Here is a 21355-nt window from a genome sequence, read left to right on the forward strand (position 1 = left end):
GTGGCGGCGGACACGCACCGAAGGTGAGCCGCGCGGCGTGTTCTGCGGCATCGGGGTCTGCTTCGACTGCCTGGCGACGGTGAACGGCCGGCCGAATCAGCGCGCGTGCCTGGTCCCGGCGAAGCCGGGCGACGTGGTCACCACGCAGGTAGGCGTCGGCCACGACGGCGGTGGCGTATGAGCGGCGCTGCCGCGAAGTCCGACAAGGCTCTGCGGCTCGCGGTCGTCGGCGCCGGTCCGGCCGGCCTGGCTGCGGCAGTGGCTGCCGCGGACGCCGGGGTGACCGCGACGGTGATCGATGCCGGTTCCTCCGCCGGCGGCCAGTTCTACCGGCAACCAGCCGCGCGGTTGCGTGCCCGCGCACCGCGGCGGCTGCATCACAGCTGGCGCACCTGGCGCGGGCTCAAGTCACGCTTCGATCGGCATGTCGCAGCTGGCCGAATCCGTCTTCTGGCCGATCATCACGTGTGGATCGCCGAGCGAGTCGCCGCGGGATACCGACTACACGCGCTAGTCGGCCCCGAGCAGCGACGCTCGGTCGCCGTGGATGCCGACGCGCTCCTGCTCGCGACGGGAGCCTACGAGCGGGTGCTGCCGTTTCCCGGCTGGACGCTGCCCGGCGTGGTGACCGCCGGGGGCGCGCAGGCGATGTTGAAAGGCTCGGTCGTGCTGCCGGGCCGGGAGGTCGTGGTCGCGGGCACCGGTCCGCTGCTGCTTCCAGTGGCCGCCGGGCTCGCCGACGCCGGCGCCCAGGTCAAGGCTCTGATCGAATCCACCAGCCGCCGAGCCCTCGCCCGGCTCGTGCCGACGCTGGCCGCGCATCCGGACAAGCTCGCCGAGGCCGCCGGTTACGGCGCGCGCCTGGCCGCGCATCGCATCGCGGTCAAGTACGGCCACGCGGTCATCGCCGCCCACGGCGAAGAACGGGTCGAAGCGGTCACGGTCGCGGCGCTCGATGCCGCCGGCCGAGTACGTCCGGGCTCTGAGACGCGGATTACCTGTGACAGCCTCGCGATCGGCCACGGCCTGCTTCCGCACCTGGATCTCGCGCTGACGCTCGGCGCACGCACCGAGGGCGATTCCGTCCCTGCGGTCTGGGTGGACTCGGAACAGCGCACGAGCGTGCCCGGGTTGTGGGCGGCCGGTGAGACGACCGGGATCGGCGGCGCGGCGCTCGCGCTGGTCGAGGGTGAGATCGCCGGACGGTCGATCGCCGCCTGGTCGCAGGGGCCGCAGCGCGCTTGGCAGGACGAGGACCACGCGCGCTCCCCGGCGTGGACGCACGCCGAGCAGAAGCGCCGTCGGCTCGGCGCGTTCTTCGCAGCCGTCGACGCGGTCTATTCGCCACCGGCCGCGTGGACCGAGCGGGTCGCCGCGGACACTGTCGTCTGCCGCTGCGAAGAGGTGGAGGCAGGGGCGATCCGCGGCGCGCTCGAGGAGTACGGCGCGACCGACCTGCGGACCGTCAAGCTGCTGACTCGCGCGGGAATGGGCTGGTGCCAGGGCCGCGTGTGCGGACCGGCAGTCTCCGGACTCGTCGCAGAACACTGCGGTGGCAGGCCGAAGGCCGCCGCGTCCGTGACCGCGCAACGACCGTTCGCCCGACCGGTTCCGCTCGGTGTGCTGGCGGGGCTGGATCAGCCGGGACCGGGCCCGGCAGGGCACGAGGAGGAGAGCAACAATGAGTGACTTTGGCACCCGCCGGCCGTGGCACGGCGTGCTCGTGGCGACCGCGCTGCCGCTGCGTGAGGACCTGAGCGTCGACTACGACGCCTACGCCGCGCACTGCGCCTGGCTCATCGAAGAAGGCTGCGACGCCGTCGTGCCGAACGGCTCGCTCGGCGAGTATCAGACGCTCACCGCCGAGGAGCGGGCACGCGTCGTGGAGGTCGCGATCGCAGCCGTCGGCGGCGCGCGGGTCATCCCGGGCGTCGCGGCTTACGGCAGCATCGAGGCACGCCGCTGGACTGAGCAGGCCGCCGAAGTAGGCGCGCAGGCCGTGATGCTCCTTCCGCCGAACGCCTATCGCGCCGATGAGCGCGCCGTGCGAGCGCACTACGCGGCCGTCGCCGAGGCCGGGCTGCCGATCATCGCGTACAACAACCCGCACGACACCAAGGTCGACCTGACCCCCGAACTGCTCGCCGCGCTGCACGCCGACGGCAGCATCCGCGCGGTCAAGGAGTTCAGCGGCGATGTCCGCCGCGCGTATCAGATCGCCGAGCTGGCGCCGGAGCTCGACCTGCTGATCGGCGCCGACGACGTGCTGCTCGAGCTGGCGATCGCCGGGGCCAAGGGCTGGGTCGCCGGGTATCCCAATGCCCTGCCGCACTCGACCGTCGAGCTCTTCCGCGCCGCGGCCGGCGGCGATCTGGCCGGCGCGCTGCCGCTTTACCGGCAACTGCATCCGCTGCTGCGCTGGGATTCGCGCACCGAGTTCGTCCAGGCGATCAAGCTCTCGATGGACCTGGCGGGCCGCCGCGGCGGCCCGTGCCGGCCGCCTCGGGTGCCGCTCGCGCCGGAGCAGGAAGCCGCGGTGCGGGCCGCCACCGAGAAGGCCTTGGCCGCGGGACTGAGATGACCGGTGCGGGCGCGGAACGAGCAACAGTAGAAGGGTCCTGAGGCCATGCGCAGCAAACTGGTTCTGCACGCGGTCGACTCGCACACCGAGGGCATGCCGACGCGCGTGATCACCGGCGGCGTAGGCGTCATCCCAGGCGCGACCATGTCCGAGCGCCGCACGCACTTCATGCAGCATCTCGACGATCTTCGTACCCTGCTGATGTTCGAGCCGCGCGGGCACGCGGCCATGAGCGGAGCGATCCTGCAGCCGCCGACCCGCCCGGACGCCGAGTACGGCGTGCTGTTCATCGAGGTCTCCGGCTGCCTGCCGATGTGCGGGCACGGCACGATCGGCGTCGCGACGGTGTTGGTGGAGACCGGAATGGTGCCGGTCACCGAACCGGTCACCAGGATCCGGCTGGACACTCCGGCCGGCCTGGTCACCGCCGAGGTCGCCGTGCGCGACGGCGCCGCCGAGGCCGTGACGCTGCACATGGTGCCGTCGTTCGCGGTCGGCCTGGATCGCAAAGCGCTGCTTCCGGACGGCCGCACGGTCACCTACGACCTCGCGTACGGCGGAAACTTCTACGCGATCCTGCCGCTCGAGCAGTTCGGCCTGCCGTTCGACCGGGCCGCGAAGAACGAGATCCTGGCCGCCGGCCTGGCGCTGATGCACGCCATCAACGAGGAGCAGCCTCCGGTGCATCCGACCGATCCGACCATTACCGGCTGCCATCACGTGCATCTGCTCGCGCCCGGATCCACGGCCGCGCACTCGCGGCACGCTATGGCGATCCACCCCGGCTGGTTCGACCGCTCCCCGTGCGGCACCGGCACCGCGGCCCGGATGGCGCAGCTGCATGCGCGCGGTGAGCTCGCGCTGCACCAGGACTTCGTCAACGAGTCCTTCATCGGCAGCACCTTCACCGGCCGCCTCGTCGGCACCGCCGAGGTCGGCAGCCCGGAAACAGGGCTCGTACCCGCCGTGCTGCCGACGGTGACCGGCCGCGCCTGGATCACCGGTACGGCACAATATCTACTCGACCCCACCGATCCCTTCCCCGCCGGATTTCTCGTATAAGCCCGCCTCGTCCGGGCCCCCCGGGAAGACGCTCCCTGCGCTAGGACCACTCGTCGTGAACAACACCGACCCGGCCGAAGCCCTGCCGTCGCTGTCCTCGCTCGGCGATCGGCGCAACTACCGCGACCAAGTCGCGCACGCGCTGCGCGCGGCGCTGGTCGCCGGCCAGCTGCGTCCCGGCGAGCTGTACTCGGCGCCCGCGCTCGCCGCGCGCTTCGGCGTGTCGGCCACGCCGGTGCGCGAGGCGATGCTCGACCTGGTGCGCGAAGGCCTGGTGGAAACGGTCTCCAACAAGGGGTTCCGGGTCACCGCGGTCACCGAGCGGCAACTCGACGAGTACACGCACATCCGGGCCCTGATCGAGGTGCCGACCGTGACCGCGCTGGCCCGCACGGCCGGCCTCGACGAACTGGAGGCGCTGCGTCCCGACGCCGAGAGCATCGTGCACGCCGCGAAGGCCGCGGACCTGATCGGCTACATCGAAGCGGACCGGCGCTTCCACCTCGGCCTGCTCGCCCTGGCCGGAAACCGGCACCTGGTCGAGGTCGTCGGCGACCTGCGCAAACGCTCCCGCCTCTACGGCCTGACCGCGCTGGCCGAACGCGGCCTGCTGGAGGCGTCCGCGCAGGAGCACCTGGAACTGCTCGACGCGCTGCTGGCCCGCGACGAGGCGGCCGCCGCGGCGGTGATGGCCCGGCACCTCGGCCACGTGCGCGGCCTGTGGGCCACGTCCGCCGATTCAGGTTCCGCCGATTCCGCTGACTGACCGCCGCCCGAACGCGGCCCGCTACTGCCGTCGCCGCTGCCGGATCGCTCCGCGGCGCGGCCGGCCGGCCGGCCTAATGCGCGGCTATTTCGGCGCCTTGTAGGCGACGGCGGCGAACCCCCAGTTCTCTTCCGGGTCGACGGTCACCTCGCTTTGCGGCTGCCACCAGGGCATCGGGACCAGTCCTGGTTCGACCAGTTCCAGGCCATTTAGGAACTGCGTGATCTGGGCCCGGTTGCGCAGGGTCAGCCGCGCGTTGGCCCGGTCGTAGGTCGCCGCCGCTTCCTTGGCCTGCTCGTCCTCGGCCGCGGTGCCGTGGGACAGCACGAGGTAGCTGCCGGGCGGCACCGCGTCCATCAGGGTTCTAACGATCTCGGCGGGTCGCTCGCTGTCGTCGATGAAGTGCAGGATCGCGACCAGCATCACGGCGATCGGCTGGCTGAAGTCCAGCACGCCACGCACCTGCGGGCTGTCCAGGATCGCGTGCGGGTCGCGCAGGTCGCCGTAGACGATGCTGGTGTGCGCCGGGTCGCGGTCGGCCAGCAGCGCGCTGGCGTGGGTCATCACGATCGGGTCGTTGTCCACGTATACGACGCGCGCGTCCGGGGCGACGGCGTGGGCGACGTCGGCGGTGTTGCCGGGCGAGGGTATGCCGGTGCCGATGTCCAGGAACTGACGGACGCCGTGGGCGGCGAGGAACCGCACCGCGCGGCCGAGGAACGCCCGGTTCTCCCGTGCCAGTGCGCGAATCTGCGGGTAGATCGCGAGCGCCTGTTCGGCGGTCTCCCGATCGACCTCGTAGTTGTCCTTGCCGCCGAGGAAGTAGTCGTACATGCGAGCGGTATGCGGCACGCTGGTGTCGATGCGCACCGCGTCCCATCCGCCGGTGAGCAGTTCCGTGGCACGCCAGGGCGTGGACTGCGATTCGTCGTCGGACATGCGCGCCTCCGCGCTCGTGCTGCACGGGTGTTTTCCCGCCGAATGCTAGCCGACCGCTTCGTGGCTGAGACGACAGTCGACCGGAATGGCGGCTCCACAGCCGCCCGCGGCGCCCTCGCGCGCTCGCGACATGTCGCCTATGATCACGCGCATGACGACGGGGAACTCCGGGAACACCCCGGCGCAGCGCATCGGCCACCGGGAGCGCGACGCCGCGGTGGAGCGGCTGCGGGTGGCGGCCGGAGAGGGCCAGATCACGTTCGACGAGCTCGAGACCCGCGTGGAGGCCGCGCTCGCCGCGCGCACCGCCGAGGACATCGCGGTGCTCATCGCGGACCTGCCGGTACCCGCGGGGACGCCCAGCGCGCTCGAGCCGGCGCCCGCGATGCGGCAGGCGGCCAGGCACAGCAGCGTGGAGCGGCTCGGGGTGTGGCGCGTTCCCGAGCAGATCGAGCTGGAGCTGCGGCACTCCTCCTGTCTGCTGGACCTGCGCACCCCCACGCTGCCGTCGAACGGCGTGCGCATTCAGGTGGACGCGCGGCACAGCTCGGTCAAGCTGCTGGTCGCCGAGGACGCGCACGTGGAACTCGCCAACCTCAGCCGGCACCACAGCGCCACCAAGGACCGGGGCGTGCTGCAGGCTTCCTCCTGGAGCGGGCCGCCGATCGTGGTCAGTGGCACGCTGCATCACAGCACCGTCAAGGTCATGCGGCCGGGCGACAGCGCGGCCGGCCGGATCCTGTGGTGGCGGCGCCGGCGCAGGGCTGAGCTCATGGCCGCGTCAGCGCGCTCGCGGGCGCTGCCGCCGGGGGCGCCGTGAGGCCGATCGGCCGAGGGTACGCGTCCGCGGGCCGCTGAGCCGGCCTGCGAACAAGATGCCTGACAAGGTGCAGCACGGTGAACGCCTCGGGAGCGTCGTCGGACTCTGCTGGCGCCGGGCGGATCAGGTCATGCACGAGCAGCGCGTGCACGGCGCGCGAGACGTCCCCGAGGCTGTGACCGGAGCGCGTCACGACCTGGTCCAGCGTCCACGGCGCAGTCCATCGGCTCACGAGTGACAGCACGCGCCGCGCCTGCGGGGTCAGCGCGGCGATCGCGTCGACGAGTCCGGCGCGTATCGGGTCGGATCGCGTACGGGCGCGGTCCGCGGGCGGCGCGGTCACCGCGAAGGGATCGCGTGCGGCGATCGCGGCCAGGCGGGCCGGAGCGAGCACGAGCGACCAGGCCGCCGCGGACTCCAGCGCGAGCGGGATGCCGTCGAGCGAGCGAGTCAAGCTTCTGATGGCTTCGGACTCGCGCCGGGTGGCCTGCCGGTGCGGGCGGGACTGCTGCATGTGCCAGTTCACGAGCTGCGCTGCGGCGCCGAGCACGTCGTCCGCTTCTCCTTCGCCGCCGCCGAAGGCGGCGAGGGTCTCGTAGACCGGGAGCGGTGAGAGCCGCAGCGTCCGCTGTCCGAGAAGGGACGACGCCGAGACGTCCGCCGTACGCAGGGTGCTGACGATGCGCAGTTTGGGGCACCGCGCCAGGAGCGTGAGCTGCGCGTCCGCCGAGAGCAGAGCTTCGCGTGCCGCCGTCGCGCGCGGGCCGGCGCCGGCCGGTCGCCAGGGCGCTAGCCCAGGCCTGGTTCTAGGCCGCTGACCGTCCAGCACGAGCAGGAACGGGCGGTCGCCGATGAACGCGGCGAGATCGTCCACGGCGTCGTCTGGATTCTCCAGCAGCTCGCGCACCCACGGCTGCGTGACCTGTACCCGCCGGATCGCGTGTGCGATGCCGGCTTCTTGCCGTTCGGTGGAGAGCCAGAGCACTGGCATCCGAAGACGAGTGTGCAGGCTCTGGGCGACGGCCAGCATGAGACGCGACTTGCCCACGCCGCTCAAGCCCACGATCGCTACCAGCCGATCCTGCCCCGCGGCCAGCAGTTCGTAGAGCGTGCGGGTCTCCTCCTCGCGGCCGAACAGCGGTCCCGCGGCGCCGAGCGGCGGGGCGAGCGCGGTTGCCGCCGCTTCCGCCCGAGCCGCCGCGGCTGACGTGCCGGGCTCGTCGGCGATCCCGGCCGTGCCCCTGCCCGCCGCGGCTTCGAGCGTCGAGCGGCGCTCGTCGCTCAGCCGCAGGGCGTCGGCCAGCAGCCGCACGGTGTCGCGCCGGGGCCGCCGCGCCCGGCCGGCCTCCAGGTCCCGGATCGCGCGCACGCTGACGGTGGAGAAATCAGCCAGCTGAGTCTGTGTCATCCCGGCCCGCCTGCGGTAGTGCTGAAGCAGCGCGTCGAAGCGGAGCGTCTCCCGCTCACCTTCCGGCTCGCTTAAGCGGCCGCTGGCCGATGGCCGCGCTGCCGGTACCGTGGTTCGCATGACCGGATCTCCCGCCTTCCTTCTCAGCAGCCTGCGGCGCGTTGAGGCGCCGCGGCCTGCCGAGACCTCAATATCGCCTTGGGGTCGGGGCGTCACAAGACGGGCGGAGGCAGCCGGTCACTGCATTGCAGAGACCTGAGGGGTGTCCGATGACCGCACCCGCGCCAAGGCCGCTGCCCTTGCCGCAGCCGCCGCCCCCGCCGGAGCCGGCCGGCTCGATCGAGTCCGCCGACGGGGGATTCACGTCGCCGTCGCGCGACCTGCCTGATGAGGCCCGCGCGACGTACGCGCTCATCCTGCGCGGCGGTCCGGTGCCGGTGACCTCACAGTTGCCCGGCCTGCAGCAGCTCGCGGACCTCGGGCTGCTGGAGCTGTCCGAGGACGGCGAGCTGCTGCGGCCGGTCGATCCGCGCCGGATCGAGCTGCAGCTGACCAGCGACTGGCGGCGGCGCGCCTGGGAGCTGGAGCTGCGCGCCGCGACGCTGGAGCGCGATATCAGTGGGCTGACGGCGCAGTACGTCGCGGCGAGCGGCGTGCGGCACGAGGCGATCCGGTATCTGCACGGCATGCAGGCGATCGGCGATTTCAGCGAGCTTGCGGTCCGGTCCGCCGCACGGGAGATCCTCACCGCGCACCCGGGCGGCGGAAAGGCGGAGGAGTTCCTGGTCGCCGCGCTCCCGTTGGCGCTGGACGGGCTGGGTCGCGGGGTGACGGTGCGGAGCCTTTATCAGCACTCGGGGCGCTTCAGCGAGCCGACGAAGGAGTACGTCCGGGAGCTGACGAGCCACGGCGGGCTGGTGCGGTCGCTGGAGGAGTTCTTCGAGTGGGTGATCATCGTGGACCGCGGGCTGGCGATCCTGCCCGCCGACGAGGAGTGCAGCGCGGCCGTGGCGGTGAGCGACCCGGCGCTGGTGCGGTTCCTCGTGGACGTCTTCGAGCGCAACTGGCAGCGGGCCAGCGCCTTCACGCCCAGCCACGCCGCGGTCTCCTCGCGCGAGGTGGTGCCGGAAATCCACGCGATGATCAAGCGGCTGCTCAAGGAGGGGCTGACGGACTCGGCGATCGCCAAGCGGATCGGCGTCAGCGAACGTACTTACCACACGCATCTGTCCCGGATCCGGGCGGCGCTTGGCGCGGTCAACCGGGTGCAGCTCGGGTACATGCTCGCGCGCGAAGAGCTGGAAGCCGGTCACGACGGCTCGGGCGAAGGGATCTGATACATCCAGCCGCGCGGCCCGGGCTCGCGGCCGCAGTGGATATCGCGCAGCGCCTGGCGGATCGCTCCGGTCACCGGACCGATCTCGCCCTCCCCGATCGGGACGACGCCTTCGATCGTGCTGCACGTGAAGGTCTCGATGAAACCGGCAAGCTCACTGTGTGCGTGCGCCGCCCGCCATTGATCGGGCGTGACCCGCTGCTGGCGGACGATGTAGCCGAGGCGCGATGCCAGGGTGAGCACGGATTCGGTGGCCACGCCACGCAGTGCCTCGTCCTCCTGCTCCAGCAGCGTCACCTCGGCGCGCGGCTGCGTGGGCCGCACGACGAACAGGTTCGCACCGTCCAGCCGGTCGATCGAAGCCTGCTGCCGGGCGTGAGCCTGCGTACCCGGGTGATCGTTGCGGGCCATCAGCACGAAACCGTAATGCCGCGCGGGAAACAGCCCCAGCGACAGATCCGCGGCGAACAGCAGAGAACGCAGATAAAGGCTCGAGCCCGGCGTCTCGTCGAAGGAGCCCTCCTCCGCCTCGACGAGCTCCTCGACCGCTGAGACGAACAGGTCGTCAGGCAGCGCGGGCATCGATGAGCGGCGCGCGGACGTGCGGAACCGCCGGGCGTGCTCCCAAGGCCGGAAGGCCGCGACGGTGCCGTCGACCCGCCGATACGCCCGCAGACCCTCGCGCGCGATCTGGTCGTTGTGCAGCCCCGCGGCGCCCGGATGCAGCGCGAACTGCTCTGGCGGCAGGAGTTGCGGCTTGTGCCAACCGGCGGCAGGCGAGTAGGTCATGGTGAACGCGCGCGGGGCGAGATCACCGCCGGAGTCGTCGGCCGTGGCTGGCGACATCGGACCGAACGGCAGAACGCTCATGTGTGCGTGCATCCCCGCAGCAGCGCGGCGCGGTCGACCCTTCCGTCCGCGTTCACCGGGATCGCGTCGAGCAGCACGAACCGGCGCGGCACCATGAACGACGGGATCCGCTTGCGCAGCCAGGTCTTCATCGCGGCCTGGTCGAACGGCGCGCCGGTGTAGCAGGCGACCAGTTCGAGCTCTGCGCCCCTGCCGCGCACGCCGATGACCGCCGCGTCCGTCACCAGGGCGTGCCGCCGCAGCAGCGCCTCGACCTCGCCGGGTTCCACGCGCTGGCCGCGCAGCCGCAGCTGCTCGTCGACCCGGCCGAGATGCACCAGCTCGCCGCCTGCCCGCCGCACGCGGTCGCCGGTGCGGAAGTAGGTGAGCGTTCCGAGGCGCACGAAGCGCCGCAGGTCGTCTGCCGGGTTGAGGTAGCCGTCGAGGTGCCACGGGGCGCGCAAGCACAGCTCCCCCTCCGCCGCCTCACGCCCGTCCTCCCCCAGGATCAGGTGATCGACATCGTCGCTGAACCGGCCGATCGGAGCCGTGCCCTCCGGAGTGTCAGGCCACTGATCGCGGTCGGCGGGCAGTCGGTACGCGGCGCACGCGGCCATCAGCTCCGTGGGTCCGTATACGTTCTCGATCACCGTGCCCGGAGCGACCGCACGCCAGAGCTCCGCCTGGCGATATGTCAGCCGATCGCCGAGGAAAATGCTGTAACGCAGCCCCTTGACCATCCCGAGCGGGAGTTTGTCGAGCGCCGCACAAGCCGAGATCAGCGCCGGGCCGGCGAAGAGGTGCGAGATCCCGCCCGTGACGAGGTGGTCTGCTGGGACCAGCAGCTCCGAGCGCTGCGGGACCACGAGCGTGGCGCCTGCTCCCCAGGTGACGAAGAGCTCGTAGAGAGCTGCGTCGCTGCTCAGGTCGAAGGTGTGCGAGACGCGTGCGTCCACTCCGACCTCGAAGCGCCCGATGAAGTCGGCGACCTGCCGTGCGATGTGACGGTGCCGGATCGGAATGCCTCTCGGGCGTCCGTTGGCGCCCGAGGCGTACAGGATGCACGCCACCTCATCGGGTCCGGCGGCGGCCGGGCGCGTCGCCGACTCCGGGCGTGGCATCGGCGGCCCGCCGAGCGCGGGGCGCGTGCACACGGCGGCATCGCTTAGCGCCAGCAGCGACAACCAGTCGTCGTCGCGCCCGCGTTCCCAGTGCAGCACCGCGGTGTCGTCCGCGACGACCAGGTCGACGCGCGCGAGCGAGCACAACGCCTTGTTGCGCAGTTCCGGGTGGGCCGGACTGAGCGGCACCACGGTCGCGCCGAGCCGAAGCGCCGCGAGGTAGCCGACGAAGGAGAGCAGGCTGCGCGACGCCAGCAGACCGATCCGCTCCGGGCGCGAGCCGCGGGCGACGAGGATGCGTTCGGCGAGCCAGTGCGAGTACTGATCCAGCTGCCGGTAGCTGTACGCGTCCTCGCGCAGTTCAACCGCCGTGGCTTCCGGCGTCCGGCGCGCCGACCGCTCGAACCACGTGAGCAGCGTCGGCACCTCGTTCGCGTCAGCTGACATCGAGCACCTCCGATGCGTCTCGGGCCGGCAGCAGCCGCCGCAGCCTGCGGGCGACCTCGTGCACGTCGATCAGCAGGAAGTCGTCGGCCCCGGCGAAGGCGCGAAAGGTCGTCGCCGCGTCCGTCCAAACGCGCCAGCCGAGCAGGCCGGGTCCGGCGGGCGCGAGCGGGTCCGCCAGGCCGGCCCAGACGTGCAGCGGCGTCGCGATCGGCTCCGCTTCCGGCTGCTCGTCGGCGCGTGACGGCGACGCAGCCGCCACCACGACCGCGCTGATCCGCACCGTCTCGGGCCCGCGATCCCGCTCGCCGCTCCCCTCGAGACGGCGAGCGAGCTCGATCGCCACCTGCGCCCCGTCAGCCTGCCCCACGAGGACGATCTCGTCCGCGGGCAGCGCAGCCTCCAACTGCCGCGCGATCGCCTCGGCCTGCGCCGCCGCAGAACGCTGATCCAGCGCCGCGTGGCGCCAGTGCGTCTCAGTGCTCAGCGATCGCTCGACCACCACGAGCCGGACCCCGCCGAGCGCGCGGGCCAGCGCGGCGGTCGCCTCGCGGGTGACGCCGGTCCTCGGGATCAGTACGACCATCGAACCCCACATGAACAGAGCAAAGCGCGCCGCGGGCGCGCCAGGCGGCAGTTGCGACCGGCAGCTCGGCGGCAGCTTGCGCCCCCGGCGGCCGCTGAAAGTTACGGTGGATCCAACGCCGGAAACCGCCACGAACACACAAAACGCCGCGCTGAGCACCACCCGAGCACGTGCCGAGTCCATACACTTGAAAAGTACGCACCCGACCGCGCCGCCCGGCCCGAGGCGGCGGCCGGCCGGGTCCATTCACGGAAGGGGCCGCGATGCATCCCGGCGCGAGTTCGCCGTCGCCGGCCAGCGGCCCGGGGCGGGGCCGGCGCGCGGCCGACGGCTCCCCGGTGCACGCGCCGCGGCCGACCATGAAGGACGTCGCCGCGCGCGCCGGGGTCGGCCTCAAGACCGTCTCCCGGGTGGTCAACGGCGAGCCCGGGGTGCTGCCGGGCACCGCGGCGCTGGTGCAGCAAGCCATCGACGAGCTCGGGTTCCGCCGCAACGACAGCGCGCGGCAGCTGCGCACCGGGCGCACCGCCGGCATCGGCCTGGTCATGGAGGACGTGGCCGACCCGTTCTACTCGCTGCTCAACGGGGCGGTCGAGGAGGTGGCCAGGGCGCACGGCTCGCTGGTGTTCACCGCCTCCTCCGAGGACGATCCGCGCCGCGAGTCGGAACTGGCGCTCGCGCTGTGCTCGCGCCGCGTCGACGGCCTGATCATGGTCCCGGCCGCCGAGGACCACACCTATCTGCTGCCCGAGATCGACGCCGGCCTCGCCCTGGTCTTCGCGGACCGGCCGCCGGTCGGCCTCGCGGCGGACACGGTGCTGGTCGACAATGCGGAGGGCGCGCGCAAGGGTGTGGCGCACCTGCTCGCCCACGGGCATCGCAGGATCGGGTACATCGGAGACTCCTCGCGCATCTACACCTCCACCGAACGGCTAAGCGGTTACCGCAGGGCGATGGCGGACGCCGGGGCACCGGTAGACGAGTCGTGGATCGCGCTCGGCCCCTCCGACCAGGCGCGGGTCGGCGACGCACTGGACCACCTGCTCGATCCGCGCCGGGAGCACCCGATTACCGCCCTGTTCACGGGAAACAACCGGCTGACGGTGGCGGTCCTGCGCGAGCTCGGGGAGCGGCAGCGGGCGCAGCAGGTCACCGGCGTGCCCACGCCCGGAGGCACGCCCGGGCTCGCGCTGGTCGGCTTCGACGACTTCGAGCTGGCGGACCTGCTCACCCCGGCGATCACCGTGGTGGCCCAGGACCCGGCCGGCCTGGGCCGCACCAGCGCGCAACTGCTGTTCGCCCGGCTGGAAGGGGACACCTCCCCGCCGCGCCGGATCGTGCTGCCGACGGTCCTGGTGCCGCGCGGCTCCGGCGAGCTGCCGCCTCCGCCGGACAACGCGTAGCAATCGGGCACGGCCGGACCCGTGCGGCGAGGGCTATCTGCTACCCGCGAGACGCTTCGTGGAAGTAGACGGTGGCCGTCGGGTATTCGACGCCGTCTTCGTCGATCTCCAGGTGGAAGACGATGTCCTGGATCTGGACCGGTCCGCGCCGCTGCACCTCGTCCGCGAGCCTGCGCAGGAACGCCGGGATGTCGGCCCGCTCGGGTCCGGCGGGATTGGCGAGCGAGAAGTGCCGCACCGTCCACGCCTCGGCATGCGCGGCCGGTTCGCGCCCGTCTTGCGCGGTGGAGCCCATCGCGCGAGCATAGCGCGGCCCTGGCTGCGTGGACCGCCCGAACCGGACCGCCGAACCGGATCGCCCGAACCGGATCGCCTGAGCCCTGTGGAACACGGCGAAGCGGGGCCGCTGCGGATCTCGCAGCGGCCCCGCTCCTACCGACTCAGTGCGCTGACGCCGTGCGGGGCGCGCTCACCTCGCCGGTCACCGGTCCACCGGTGATGCGGCACCGGTTCCCGGCCTCGCGGCTGCCCGATCGGCTCACGCCGTCCGGGTTCGCCGTGCGCCGTGCGCCCGGTCAGCCGACCGCGATCGAGAAGATGCCGATCGCGCCCTGGTTGACCGTCGCGGGCAGGGTGATGCTGGCCACCGTCTTCGAGCTGTCCACCGGGATGGTCTGCGAGAAGACGTAGGTGGTGACCTGTTGCGGAGCGCCGCCTCCCGCGTTGCGGTACGGCGTCGTCGCCACGATCTGGTTGCTGAACGCCGGCGACTCACTGCCCGCGCCGAGGGTCCAGTCGCTGAACCCGAGCGTCGCGGTCGAGGTGGTGCCGTCGGTGTACGTCACCGTGACCGTGCCCGACGTTCCGTTGCTCGGCGCGTTGGTGGCGCTGCCGAGGAACCCGATCTGGGTCGCGCCCGCGGAGGCCTTCAGGGCGATGGTCTGACCCGCCGCCTGCAGCGAGTCCGGCTGGCCCGCCGGGATGTTCGGCCACGTGTACGTCAGGCCGCTGGAGGTCACGCTCGCCCCGGGCGCCAGGCCCGCGGCGGTCAGCGCCTGCTCCGAGTAGCTGAACCCGTCGCCGTCGTAGTTGGCGGCCGCGCCGTTGCTGTCGTCGCTGATCCCTGTGACGTCGTAGAACGGCGCCAGGTCACCCGGCGTGTCTACCGTCACCGACATCTGCGTCGGCAGGATGGTGCCCACCGTGCTGGTCAGGCTGAACTGGACCGGGTACACCCCGTCCGTCGTGCCCGCCGTGACCGTGACCGTGGCGCTCGCGGTGCCGTTCGCCGCGACCGTCAGCGTGCCGCTGGACGGTGTGACCGTGACGCCCGCGGCCGGCTTGGCCGTCCAGTTCACCGTCTGCGCGGTGCCGTCAGTCGAGGTGACCGACAGCGTCGCGGAGGTGGACTGGCCGGGCTGCAGCACCGTGGAGGACGGGCTGACCGAGCCGGTCGAACCGAACACCGGGCCGTAGGACGGCGGGGCGTCCGCCGCGGCGGTACCCCACGTCGTCGGGGTCTTCGACAACGTCCACGCCAGCGTCGCGCCCTTGCTCAGGGTGGAGAAGGTCGTGTACAGCTTGCTGTACGACTGGCCGTTGAGCTTCAGCGACTTGACATAGAACTCGGTCGGCGAGGCGCCCGGCGCGGTGATGCTGATCTTCTTGCCGGTCGGCAGGGTGATCGTGGCGCTGGGGAAGCCGGGGCTGGCGAACACGAGGTTGTCAGAGCCCGGGTTCTCCGGGTACATACCGAGCATCTCCCAGACGTACTGGGCGCTCATGGCCCCCAGGTCGTCGTTGTTGTTCAGGCCGGCGGGTCCGGGGTTGTACACGCTGTTGCGGATGTTGTTGACCGCCTGCTGCGTGCCGGCCGGGTCGCCCGCGTAGTCCGGCGCGTTCTGCTCGCCGAGGTCGAACTCGTTGGCCAGGAAGGCGTACATGCCCTGGGCGTTCGGCTGCGAGAGGTAGGTCTCCAGGTCATTGGCGACCTTGGTGTTGCCGCCGAGCAGGGAGAACAGGCCCGCGTAGTCGTTGGGCACATCCCACAGGTACTCGTACGCGTCGCCCTCGACGTAGTGCGCGGTGGTCGTCGGGGTGACGCCACTGACGAACGCGCCGCTCTTCAGCCTCGGGGTGAGCAGACCGGTCGAGGTGTCGAACACGTTGACCCAGTTGTTCGCGCGGTTCTGCAGCGCGCTCGCGTCGGCGCTGTCGCCGAGCGCGGCAGCGTACTGGGCCAGGGCGAAGTCGGCGTTGTCGTACTCGAGCAGCGAGGAGACGAAGCCGTGCGGGTTGCAGCACCCGTACGAGCCGTCCTCGGGTATGTACCCGTACTGCTGCTCGGCCGCTTCCTCAGGCCGCACGTGGTTGACCGTGGTGGCCTGCTTGACCATGTCCGTCAGGGCGGCGCCGGTGGCGAAGTTCTTGCCGCCGAACGCGTAGTAGTCGGCGATGATCGCGTCCGACGGGTCGCCGTTCATGACGTAGTTGTCCAGGTTCAGGTATCCCCACTGCTGCAGGATGCCGTTCTGGTTGTAGTAGTTCACCAGCGACTGCGCCTGGTCGCTGGCCGCGCTCGGGTCGAGCATGGCCTGCAGCTGCGAGGTGCCGTGGTAGGTGTCCCAGCCGGAGAACATGCCGTACTGGTCGGTCTGCGGCTTGGCGACCGTGTGCACCGCGTTGTCCGAGCCGAGGTACTGGCCGTTGACGTCGCTGGTGATGTTCGGCTGGACGAAGACCTTGTAGAGGTTGCTGTAGAACTGCTGGGTCTTGTCCGCCGCGCCGCCCGAGACCGCGATCCGGCCCAGCAGCGTGTTCCAGGACTTCTGCGCGGCGCTCTTGACCGTGTTGAAGCTCCAGCCGCTGTTCTCCTTCTGCCAGTTCAGCTTCGCGTTCGCGGTGCTGACGTAGGAGATGCCGACCTTGGCCTGCACGACCTGGGAGGCGGTGGTGTCGAAGGTGAGGAACACCGCGGCCGGGCTCTTCTGTCCGGAGTTGGTGATCACCTGCGAGGCGGTGAAGGAGTGGTCGAAGACGAGGTCGAAGTAGACCGTGTACGCGGCCGAGTCGCCGCAGAACCCGCCGCTGGTCTCGGAGCCGACGACCTCGTTGGTGCCGACGATCTGGGCGGTGGTCGAGGTGACGGTGTTCTGAGCGTCCATCAGCTTCACCAGGAAGTCGGCCTGGGTGGTGGCCGGGAAGGTGAAGCGGCCCATCGAGCTGTGCGGGGTGGCCGTGAACTCGGAGGTGATGGTCTTGGGCAGGTTGCTCTCGGCGGAGTAGTAGCCGGCCTGCGCGACCTCGCCGGTGTTGGTGAACGAGGTGGACGCGTTGTTCGGGTCGCCGCTGGGCAGCGCGCCGGTGAGCGGCAGGATCGGCACGTCGCCGGCCGCGCCGCAGCCGGGTCCGCTGACGTGGGTGAGGCTGTAGCCGGTCAGCGCGGAGTCGCCGTAGGCATAGCCGCCGCCGGCGTTGCGGTCCGGCATGGTGTCCGGGCTCCACTGCACCTCGCCGAACGGCACGATCGCGCCGGGGAAGGTGTTGCCGCCGTTGGTGGTCCAGGTGCGGGTGTCGACCTGCTGGGCCGGGGTCGTCGTGGCGGCGGTGACCAACGAGGTGTCGGTGCTCCCCGCGGGCAGCTTGGCGGTGAGCTTCTTGCCGGCGCAGGTGGAGATGCCGTGCGGAGTACTGGTGCAGGTGGCCGTGTGGCCGTTCGAGGCGCTCTTGCCGGAGGGGGCGGCCGTGGCCGAGCTCGTGGCGAGGGCGGGCGCGGCCGAGAGCGCGCCGCTGATCAGCGCGGCCCCGGCGAGAGTGGACAACGCCCTGGTCAGGCGTATGCGGAAGTGGGTTGGTGGGTGCTGACTACTACCGAGCATCGTGTTCCTCCCCCGGCCTGCGGAAGCGCCCGGCCGTTCGCTCCGCATGGGGCGGGACGAGCGGGGATGGCGTTCCTCGGTCGGATGACAACGTTGTCAGACGACGGGAATCTTTTCGCCTCCGCGCGGCTGAGTCAACAGCCGCGCGGCGAAAATGATCGATCCCGAATCTGACGGAACGTCAGATCACCCGGCCGCCGCGGAAGCCATTGGTCGATACCAATCCTCGGCGCATCGCCGCAGGCTGCGAAAACACTGCCAGACAGCTGACGATCTTCGGATGGTCGCAGCCTGCCTACTTCGCCTTCCGGCATCCCGACAACGATGTCGAGATCACAGCACGCTAGCCGACCGCGGGCAGGACCCGGCCGGTGACTTCTCCGAAGCCGATGCGGGCGCCGTCCGGGCCGGGCGCGGTGGCGCTGATCGTGACCTCGTCGCCGTCCTCGAGGAAGACGCGGCTGCTGCCGTCGGCGAGCTTGACCGGGTTCTCGCCGTTCCAGGTGTATTCGATCAGTGAGCCGACCGTCGCGTGTTCGGGCCCGCTGACGGTGCCCGAGGCGAAGACGTCGCCGGTGCGCAGGCTGGCTCCGTTCGACGTCATGTGGGCCAGCTGCTGCGCGGCGGTCCAGTACATGCCGATGAACGGCGGGCGGGTGAGCAGTTGCCCGTTGAGGCGGACTTCGAGCGCGATGTCGAGTCCCCACGGCTCGGCCTCGCGGTCGTCGAGGTGCGGGAGTGGTTCGACGTCGCGCACCGGGGGGCGGACCCGTGCGTGCTCCAGGGCGTCGAGCGGCACGATCCACGGCGAGAGGGACGTCGCGAAGGACTTGCCCAGGAACGGCCCCAGCGGCACGTACTCCCAGGCCTGCAAGTCTCGGGCGGACCAGTCGTTGACGAGGCAGACGCCGAAGACGTGCTCGCGGAACGCGGACAGCGCGACCGGCCGGCCGAGCCGCGACGGGGTGCCCACGACGAATCCGACCTCCGCCTCGATGTCGAGCCGGCGGGACGGGCCGTAGCTCGGCGCGGGCGCGTCAGGAGCCTTGCTCTGTCCGGTCGGGCGGGTGACCGGCGTGCCGGAGACGACGAGCGTGCCGGAGCGGCCGTGGTAGCCGATCGGCAGGTGTTTCCAGTTCGGGGTCAGCGGCGGCGAGCCCGGGCGGAACATGCGGCCGAGGTTGGTGGCGTGGTGCTCGGAGGCGTAGAAGTCCACGTAGTCGGCCGGTTCGAATGGCAGGTGCAGCGTGGCCTCGGCGAGCGGGACGAGGTGGCGTTCGGCGGCGGCGCGGTGTGCCGGGTCGGTGAGCCAGGCGCAGACCGCGGCGCGCGCCGAGAGCCAGACGGGCCGTCCGGCCGCCATCAGCGGATTGAGCGAAGGCGCGTCGAGCAGGGCCGAGGGCGCGCCGATGGCCCGCGCGACGGCTCCGACGTCGAGCACGTAGTCGCCGATCCGGACGCCGATGCGCCGCTGCTCGGGCCGCGTCGCCGTGGTGAAGACGCCGTAAGGCAGGTTGTGCACGCCGAACGGCGAGTCGTCGGGCACGCCGTCGACCCAGGTCCCAGCATTCACGGTTCCCGGGCTCACACTCTCAGGGCTCATCCGCGTTCCCGTCTCAGCTGCGGGGAAGGATCAGGTCGAGCGCGACCAGGTCGGCCAGCGGCTCGGCAATGCTGCACGTGCCGTATCCGGTGAACGCGGCGCGCGCACGGATGACGGCGTCACGGTCGAGGCCGCGCAGAGCTTCAGCCAAGCGCGGCGCCGATCGCTCGGCGAGCACGGCGGCGACCTCGGCCACGTCGCCGCCCTGACAAGCCGTGTGCGTCGCCATCAGGATGTTGAGGAAGCCGTGGTGTTCGAACCCGGTGGCCGGGTCGGTGTGCCGAACGGCTCCGTGCAGTCCCGCGGTGCACTTAAACGGCAGGCCGCGTACGACGCACCCGACGATGAAGCCTGCTAGCTCCTCCTCGGTGGGGAACGCCTCAGCCACGGTGCCGCCGGTTCGCAGTTTGGCGCGGAACGGGCTGTCGGCGACCGCATCGAGGGCCTCGCCGAGCCCGTAACCGCGTCGCACCTCGATCACGCCGGCGACCTGCTCCGGCAACTCCCCGGCCAGCGCCTCGGCCGCGGCCCGGGCTGCCTCGGCCGAAGTGCCCTCACTTCGACTGGCCAGTTCGACGCCGACGAGTTCGAGCCCTGGTTCGCCCGTCGCGACCCGCAGCGCGTCGCGCAGCGCGGCCGATCCTTCGGGGACGACCACGACCACTGAGATCGGATCCGGCGGTCCGTCCATGCCGAGCGGGCCGGCGGCGTGCAGCGCGCGCACTTCGTCGATCACTGCGGGCAGGTGCTTGGCGCCCGCGAGGAACGGCCCCACCAGATCGCGGTACCAGGCGGTGCGGTGCCCCCGATGCGCGGACACCGCTTCGACGGCCGGGGCGTTCCCCGGAGGGAACATCGCCGCGTCGTCACAGAGCCCTGCGAAGAGCGGCGGAATGCCGGGCGCCTGGCCGTGCAGGTGTTGCAGCCACAGCGCCGCGACCGGTTGGTCGCTGGTCGGCCCCGGGGCCTGCGCGTCGGTGTCCTGCGTCGGTCTGGTCACTGCGGACCCCGGCCCGACCAGGTCCAGGCGTACCCCTCGTCCTCGCTCGCGAGGCCGCCCTCGCCCAGCTCCAGCGGCTTGAAGGTGTCGACCATCACTGCCAGCTCGTCGAAGAACTCCACGCCGATGCTGCGCTCGTACGCGCCGGGCTGCGGGCCGTGCGCGTGGCCACCGGGATGCAGCGAGATCGAGCCCTGGCCGATGCCTGAGCCCTTGCGCGCCTCGTAGTTCCCGCCGCAGTAGAACATGACCTCGTCGGAGTCCACGTTCGAGTGGTAGTACGGCACCGGGATGGACAACGGGTGGTAGTCCACCTTGCGCGGCACGAAGTTGCAGATGACGAAGTTCGTGCCCTCAAAGACCTGGTGCACGGGCGGCGGCTGGTGGACCCGGCCGGTGATCGGCTCGAAGTCCGCGACGTTGAATGTGTACGGGTACAGACATCCGTCCCAGCCGACCACGTCGAACGGGTGGTGCGGGTACACATAGCGCGTGCCCTTGATGCCCTGGGGCGTGCGGTGCTTGACGAAGACGGGTACGTCTTCGCCGTCGGCGGCCAGGGTTTCCCGCGGCCCGTGCAGATCGCGCTCGCAGTACGGCGAGTGCTCCAGCAACTGCCCGAACTTCGAAAGGTATCGCCGCGCGGGAGTGATGTGGCTGTTCGCCTCGATCACATACGCGCGCAGCGGTTCGCCCTCCTCGGGCACCCAGCGGTGCGTTGTGGCGCGCGGCAGGATCACGTAGTCGCCCTGCCGCACCGGCAGCGCCCCGAATACGGTCTCGACGACGCCCGAGCCGGACTCGATGTACACGCACTCGTCGCCGATCGCGTTGCGGTACAACGGCGAGGTCTCCCCCGCCACGGCGTACGAGATGCGCACGTCCGCGTTGCCTAGCACTAGCCGCCGCCCGGTGACGACGTCAGTGCTCTTCCACTCCTGCCCCTCGGAGAGCGCGTGCAGCTTGAGGTGCCGGGGCTTGAGCGGATGGTTCGCGGTAAGGGTCTGGTCGGGCAGTTCCCACGGCGACGCGTCGACGATCGCCGAGGGGATGTAGCGGTGGTAGAGCAGGGAGGAGTCGGAGAAGAAGCCCTCCTCCCCCATCAGCTCCTCGTAGTACAGGCCGCCGTCCTCGCGCCGGTGCTGCGTGTGCCGCTTGGGCGGTACGTCGCCGACGGAGCGGTAGTACGCCATCGCAGCCTCCTTAGGCTCCGCGTGTATCAGTGATGCGGTGTCAGCGTGACCCGGTCTTCCCGCGCCTCAGAGGTTCCCGCGCCGGGCCTGCTCGCGCTCGATGGCCTCGAACAGGGCCTTGAAGTTGCCCTTGCCGAAGCTGCGCGAGCCGCGCCGCTGGATGATCTCGAAGAACAAGGTTGGCCGATCGGCGACGGGCTTGGTGAAGATCTGCAGCATGTAGCCCTCGTCGTCGCGGTCCACCAGGATGCCCAGCTCCGCCAATTCCTTCATGTCCTCGTCGATGTCCCCCACCCGCTCCGGCAGCGCATCATAGTAGGTGGACGGGACCTTCAGGAAGGAGACGTCGTTGGCGCGCATCGCCCG

The 21355-nt window shown here is 71.2% G+C and carries 18 protein-coding genes and 1 pseudogene; 8 read left to right on the plus strand and 11 right to left on the minus strand.

Annotated features, from left to right (window positions below; genetic code table 11):
• The 5 genes from VFA06_RS06015 to VFA06_RS06035 all read left to right on the plus strand — a co-directional run.
• On the plus strand, positions 1 to 181 hold a 181-nt coding region (locus VFA06_RS06015), incomplete at its 5' end, for a (2Fe-2S)-binding protein (protein ID WP_324839410.1).
• Positions 178 to 1689, plus strand: coding sequence for an NAD(P)/FAD-dependent oxidoreductase (locus VFA06_RS06020; protein WP_324839411.1), 1512 nt, complete (start codon positions 178 to 180; stop codon positions 1687 to 1689). The genes VFA06_RS06015 and VFA06_RS06020, both read left to right, overlap by 4 nt.
• Positions 1682 to 2581: a dihydrodipicolinate synthase family protein gene (locus tag VFA06_RS06025; protein ID WP_324839412.1), complete on the plus strand. Its 900-nt coding sequence runs from the start codon at positions 1682 to 1684 to the stop codon at positions 2579 to 2581. The genes VFA06_RS06020 and VFA06_RS06025 overlap by 8 nt, the downstream gene beginning before the upstream one ends.
• A 45-nt stretch (positions 2582 to 2626) precedes the next feature.
• On the plus strand, positions 2627 to 3643 hold the full coding sequence (locus VFA06_RS06030; protein ID WP_324839414.1) for a proline racemase family protein: 1017 nt from the start codon (positions 2627 to 2629) through the stop codon (positions 3641 to 3643).
• 55 nt (positions 3644 to 3698) lie between these two features.
• Complete coding sequence (locus VFA06_RS06035; protein ID WP_324839415.1) at positions 3699 to 4409, plus strand: GntR family transcriptional regulator; 711 nt, start codon at positions 3699 to 3701, stop codon at positions 4407 to 4409.
• An 84-nt stretch (positions 4410 to 4493) separates the two neighbouring features.
• On the opposite strand, the gene VFA06_RS06040 is transcribed toward VFA06_RS06035, so the two are convergent.
• On the minus strand, positions 4494 to 5348 hold the full coding sequence (locus VFA06_RS06040) for an SAM-dependent methyltransferase (protein ID WP_324839416.1): 855 nt from the start codon (positions 5346 to 5348) through the stop codon (positions 4494 to 4496).
• A 151-nt stretch (positions 5349 to 5499) separates the two neighbouring features.
• On the opposite strand from VFA06_RS06040, the gene VFA06_RS06045 reads away from it, so the two are divergent.
• Entirely contained in the window at positions 5500 to 6168 is a 669-nt protein-coding gene (locus VFA06_RS06045; protein WP_324839417.1) for a DUF1707 domain-containing protein, read from the plus strand.
• On the opposite strand, the gene VFA06_RS06050 is transcribed toward VFA06_RS06045, so the two are convergent.
• Positions 6119 to 7696: a helix-turn-helix domain-containing protein gene (locus VFA06_RS06050; protein WP_324839418.1), complete on the minus strand. Its 1578-nt coding sequence runs from the start codon at positions 7694 to 7696 to the stop codon at positions 6119 to 6121. The two genes, VFA06_RS06045 and VFA06_RS06050, sit on opposite strands and share 50 nt — an antisense overlap.
• Before the next feature lie 149 nt (positions 7697 to 7845).
• On the opposite strand from VFA06_RS06050, the gene VFA06_RS06055 reads away from it, so the two are divergent.
• Positions 7846 to 8913 carry a helix-turn-helix transcriptional regulator gene (locus VFA06_RS06055; RefSeq protein ID WP_324839419.1) on the plus strand — a complete coding sequence of 356 codons (1068 nt, stop codon included), beginning with the start codon at positions 7846 to 7848 and terminating at the stop codon, positions 8911 to 8913.
• Here VFA06_RS06055 and VFA06_RS06060 read toward each other — a convergent pair.
• The 3 genes from VFA06_RS06060 to VFA06_RS06070 are packed head-to-tail and all read right to left on the minus strand — an operon-like array spanning position 8886 to position 11924.
• Positions 8886 to 9782 carry a hypothetical protein gene (locus VFA06_RS06060; RefSeq protein WP_324839420.1) on the minus strand — a complete coding sequence of 299 codons (897 nt, stop codon included), beginning with the start codon at positions 9780 to 9782 and terminating at the stop codon, positions 8886 to 8888. The two genes, VFA06_RS06055 and VFA06_RS06060, sit on opposite strands and share 28 nt — an antisense overlap.
• Positions 9779 to 11329, minus strand: a complete 1551-nt coding sequence (locus VFA06_RS06065; RefSeq protein ID WP_324839421.1) for an AMP-binding protein — start codon at positions 11327 to 11329, stop codon at positions 9779 to 9781. Before VFA06_RS06065 ends, VFA06_RS06060 begins: the two co-directional genes overlap by 4 nt.
• Positions 11319 to 11924 (minus strand): hypothetical protein, encoded by a 606-nt coding sequence (locus tag VFA06_RS06070; RefSeq protein WP_324839422.1) that lies wholly within the window; start codon positions 11922 to 11924, stop codon positions 11319 to 11321. Before VFA06_RS06070 ends, VFA06_RS06065 begins: the two co-directional genes overlap by 11 nt.
• A gap of 347 nt (positions 11925 to 12271) precedes the next feature.
• Here VFA06_RS06070 and VFA06_RS06075 point away from each other — a divergent pair, with 347 nt between their 5' ends.
• Complete coding sequence (locus tag VFA06_RS06075; RefSeq protein WP_349260071.1) at positions 12272 to 13315, plus strand: LacI family DNA-binding transcriptional regulator; 1044 nt, start codon at positions 12272 to 12274, stop codon at positions 13313 to 13315.
• 40 nt (positions 13316 to 13355) lie between these two features.
• On the opposite strand, the gene VFA06_RS06080 is transcribed toward VFA06_RS06075, so the two are convergent.
• The 6 genes and pseudogenes from VFA06_RS06080 to VFA06_RS06105 all read right to left on the minus strand — a co-directional run.
• Positions 13356 to 13610 (minus strand): hypothetical protein, encoded by a 255-nt coding sequence (locus VFA06_RS06080; RefSeq protein WP_324839424.1) that lies wholly within the window; start codon positions 13608 to 13610, stop codon positions 13356 to 13358.
• 280 nt (positions 13611 to 13890) lie between these two features.
• Positions 13891 to 17193: a GH92 family glycosyl hydrolase gene (locus VFA06_RS06085; RefSeq protein ID WP_324839425.1), complete on the minus strand. Its 3303-nt coding sequence runs from the start codon at positions 17191 to 17193 to the stop codon at positions 13891 to 13893.
• 343 nt (positions 17194 to 17536) lie between these two features.
• Positions 17537 to 18796, minus strand: coding sequence for a fumarylacetoacetase (fahA, locus tag VFA06_RS06090; RefSeq protein ID WP_324839426.1), 1260 nt, complete (start codon positions 18794 to 18796; stop codon positions 17537 to 17539).
• Positions 18797 to 18809: 13 nt separating this feature from the next.
• A complete protein-coding gene (locus tag VFA06_RS06095) occupies positions 18810 to 19796 on the minus strand; it encodes a hypothetical protein (protein WP_324839427.1) in 987 nt (328 codons plus the stop codon).
• Complete coding sequence (locus VFA06_RS06100) at positions 19793 to 20989, minus strand: homogentisate 1,2-dioxygenase (RefSeq protein ID WP_324839428.1); 1197 nt, start codon at positions 20987 to 20989, stop codon at positions 19793 to 19795. Before VFA06_RS06100 ends, VFA06_RS06095 begins: the two co-directional genes overlap by 4 nt.
• Before the next feature lie 66 nt (positions 20990 to 21055).
• A pseudogene (locus VFA06_RS06105) lies at positions 21056 to 21355 on the minus strand (4-hydroxyphenylpyruvate dioxygenase); the annotation flags it as partial.

The organism is Actinocrinis sp. (genome assembly GCF_035653575.1).
Taxonomy (GTDB): domain Bacteria; phylum Actinomycetota; class Actinomycetes; order Streptomycetales; family Catenulisporaceae; genus Actinocrinis.

Coding starts and splice junctions, on each gene's coding strand:
- VFA06_RS06020 (WP_324839411.1), top strand. CDS start 178: ATGAGCGGCGCTGCCGCGAAGTCCGACAAGGCTCTGCGGCTCGCGGTC.
- VFA06_RS06025 (WP_324839412.1), top strand. CDS start 1,682: ATGAGTGACTTTGGCACCCGCCGGCCGTGGCACGGCGTGCTCGTGGCG.
- VFA06_RS06030 (WP_324839414.1), top strand. CDS start 2,627: ATGCGCAGCAAACTGGTTCTGCACGCGGTCGACTCGCACACCGAGGGC.
- VFA06_RS06040 (WP_324839416.1), bottom strand. CDS start 5,348: ATGTCCGACGACGAATCGCAGTCCACGCCCTGGCGTGCCACGGAACTG.
- VFA06_RS06045 (WP_324839417.1), top strand. CDS start 5,500: ATGACGACGGGGAACTCCGGGAACACCCCGGCGCAGCGCATCGGCCAC.
- VFA06_RS06050 (WP_324839418.1), bottom strand. CDS start 7,696: ATGCGAACCACGGTACCGGCAGCGCGGCCATCGGCCAGCGGCCGCTTA.
- VFA06_RS06055 (WP_324839419.1), top strand. CDS start 7,846: ATGACCGCACCCGCGCCAAGGCCGCTGCCCTTGCCGCAGCCGCCGCCC.
- VFA06_RS06060 (WP_324839420.1), bottom strand. CDS start 9,782: ATGAGCGTTCTGCCGTTCGGTCCGATGTCGCCAGCCACGGCCGACGAC.
- VFA06_RS06065 (WP_324839421.1), bottom strand. CDS start 11,329: ATGTCAGCTGACGCGAACGAGGTGCCGACGCTGCTCACGTGGTTCGAG.
- VFA06_RS06070 (WP_324839422.1), bottom strand. CDS start 11,924: ATGTGGGGTTCGATGGTCGTACTGATCCCGAGGACCGGCGTCACCCGC.
- VFA06_RS06075 (WP_349260071.1), top strand. CDS start 12,272: ATGAAGGACGTCGCCGCGCGCGCCGGGGTCGGCCTCAAGACCGTCTCC.
- VFA06_RS06080 (WP_324839424.1), bottom strand. CDS start 13,610: ATGGGCTCCACCGCGCAAGACGGGCGCGAACCGGCCGCGCATGCCGAG.
- VFA06_RS06085 (WP_324839425.1), bottom strand. CDS start 17,193: ATGCTCGGTAGTAGTCAGCACCCACCAACCCACTTCCGCATACGCCTG.
- fahA (WP_324839426.1), bottom strand. CDS start 18,796: ATGAGCCCTGAGAGTGTGAGCCCGGGAACCGTGAATGCTGGGACCTGG.
- VFA06_RS06100 (WP_324839428.1), bottom strand. CDS start 20,989: ATGGCGTACTACCGCTCCGTCGGCGACGTACCGCCCAAGCGGCACACG.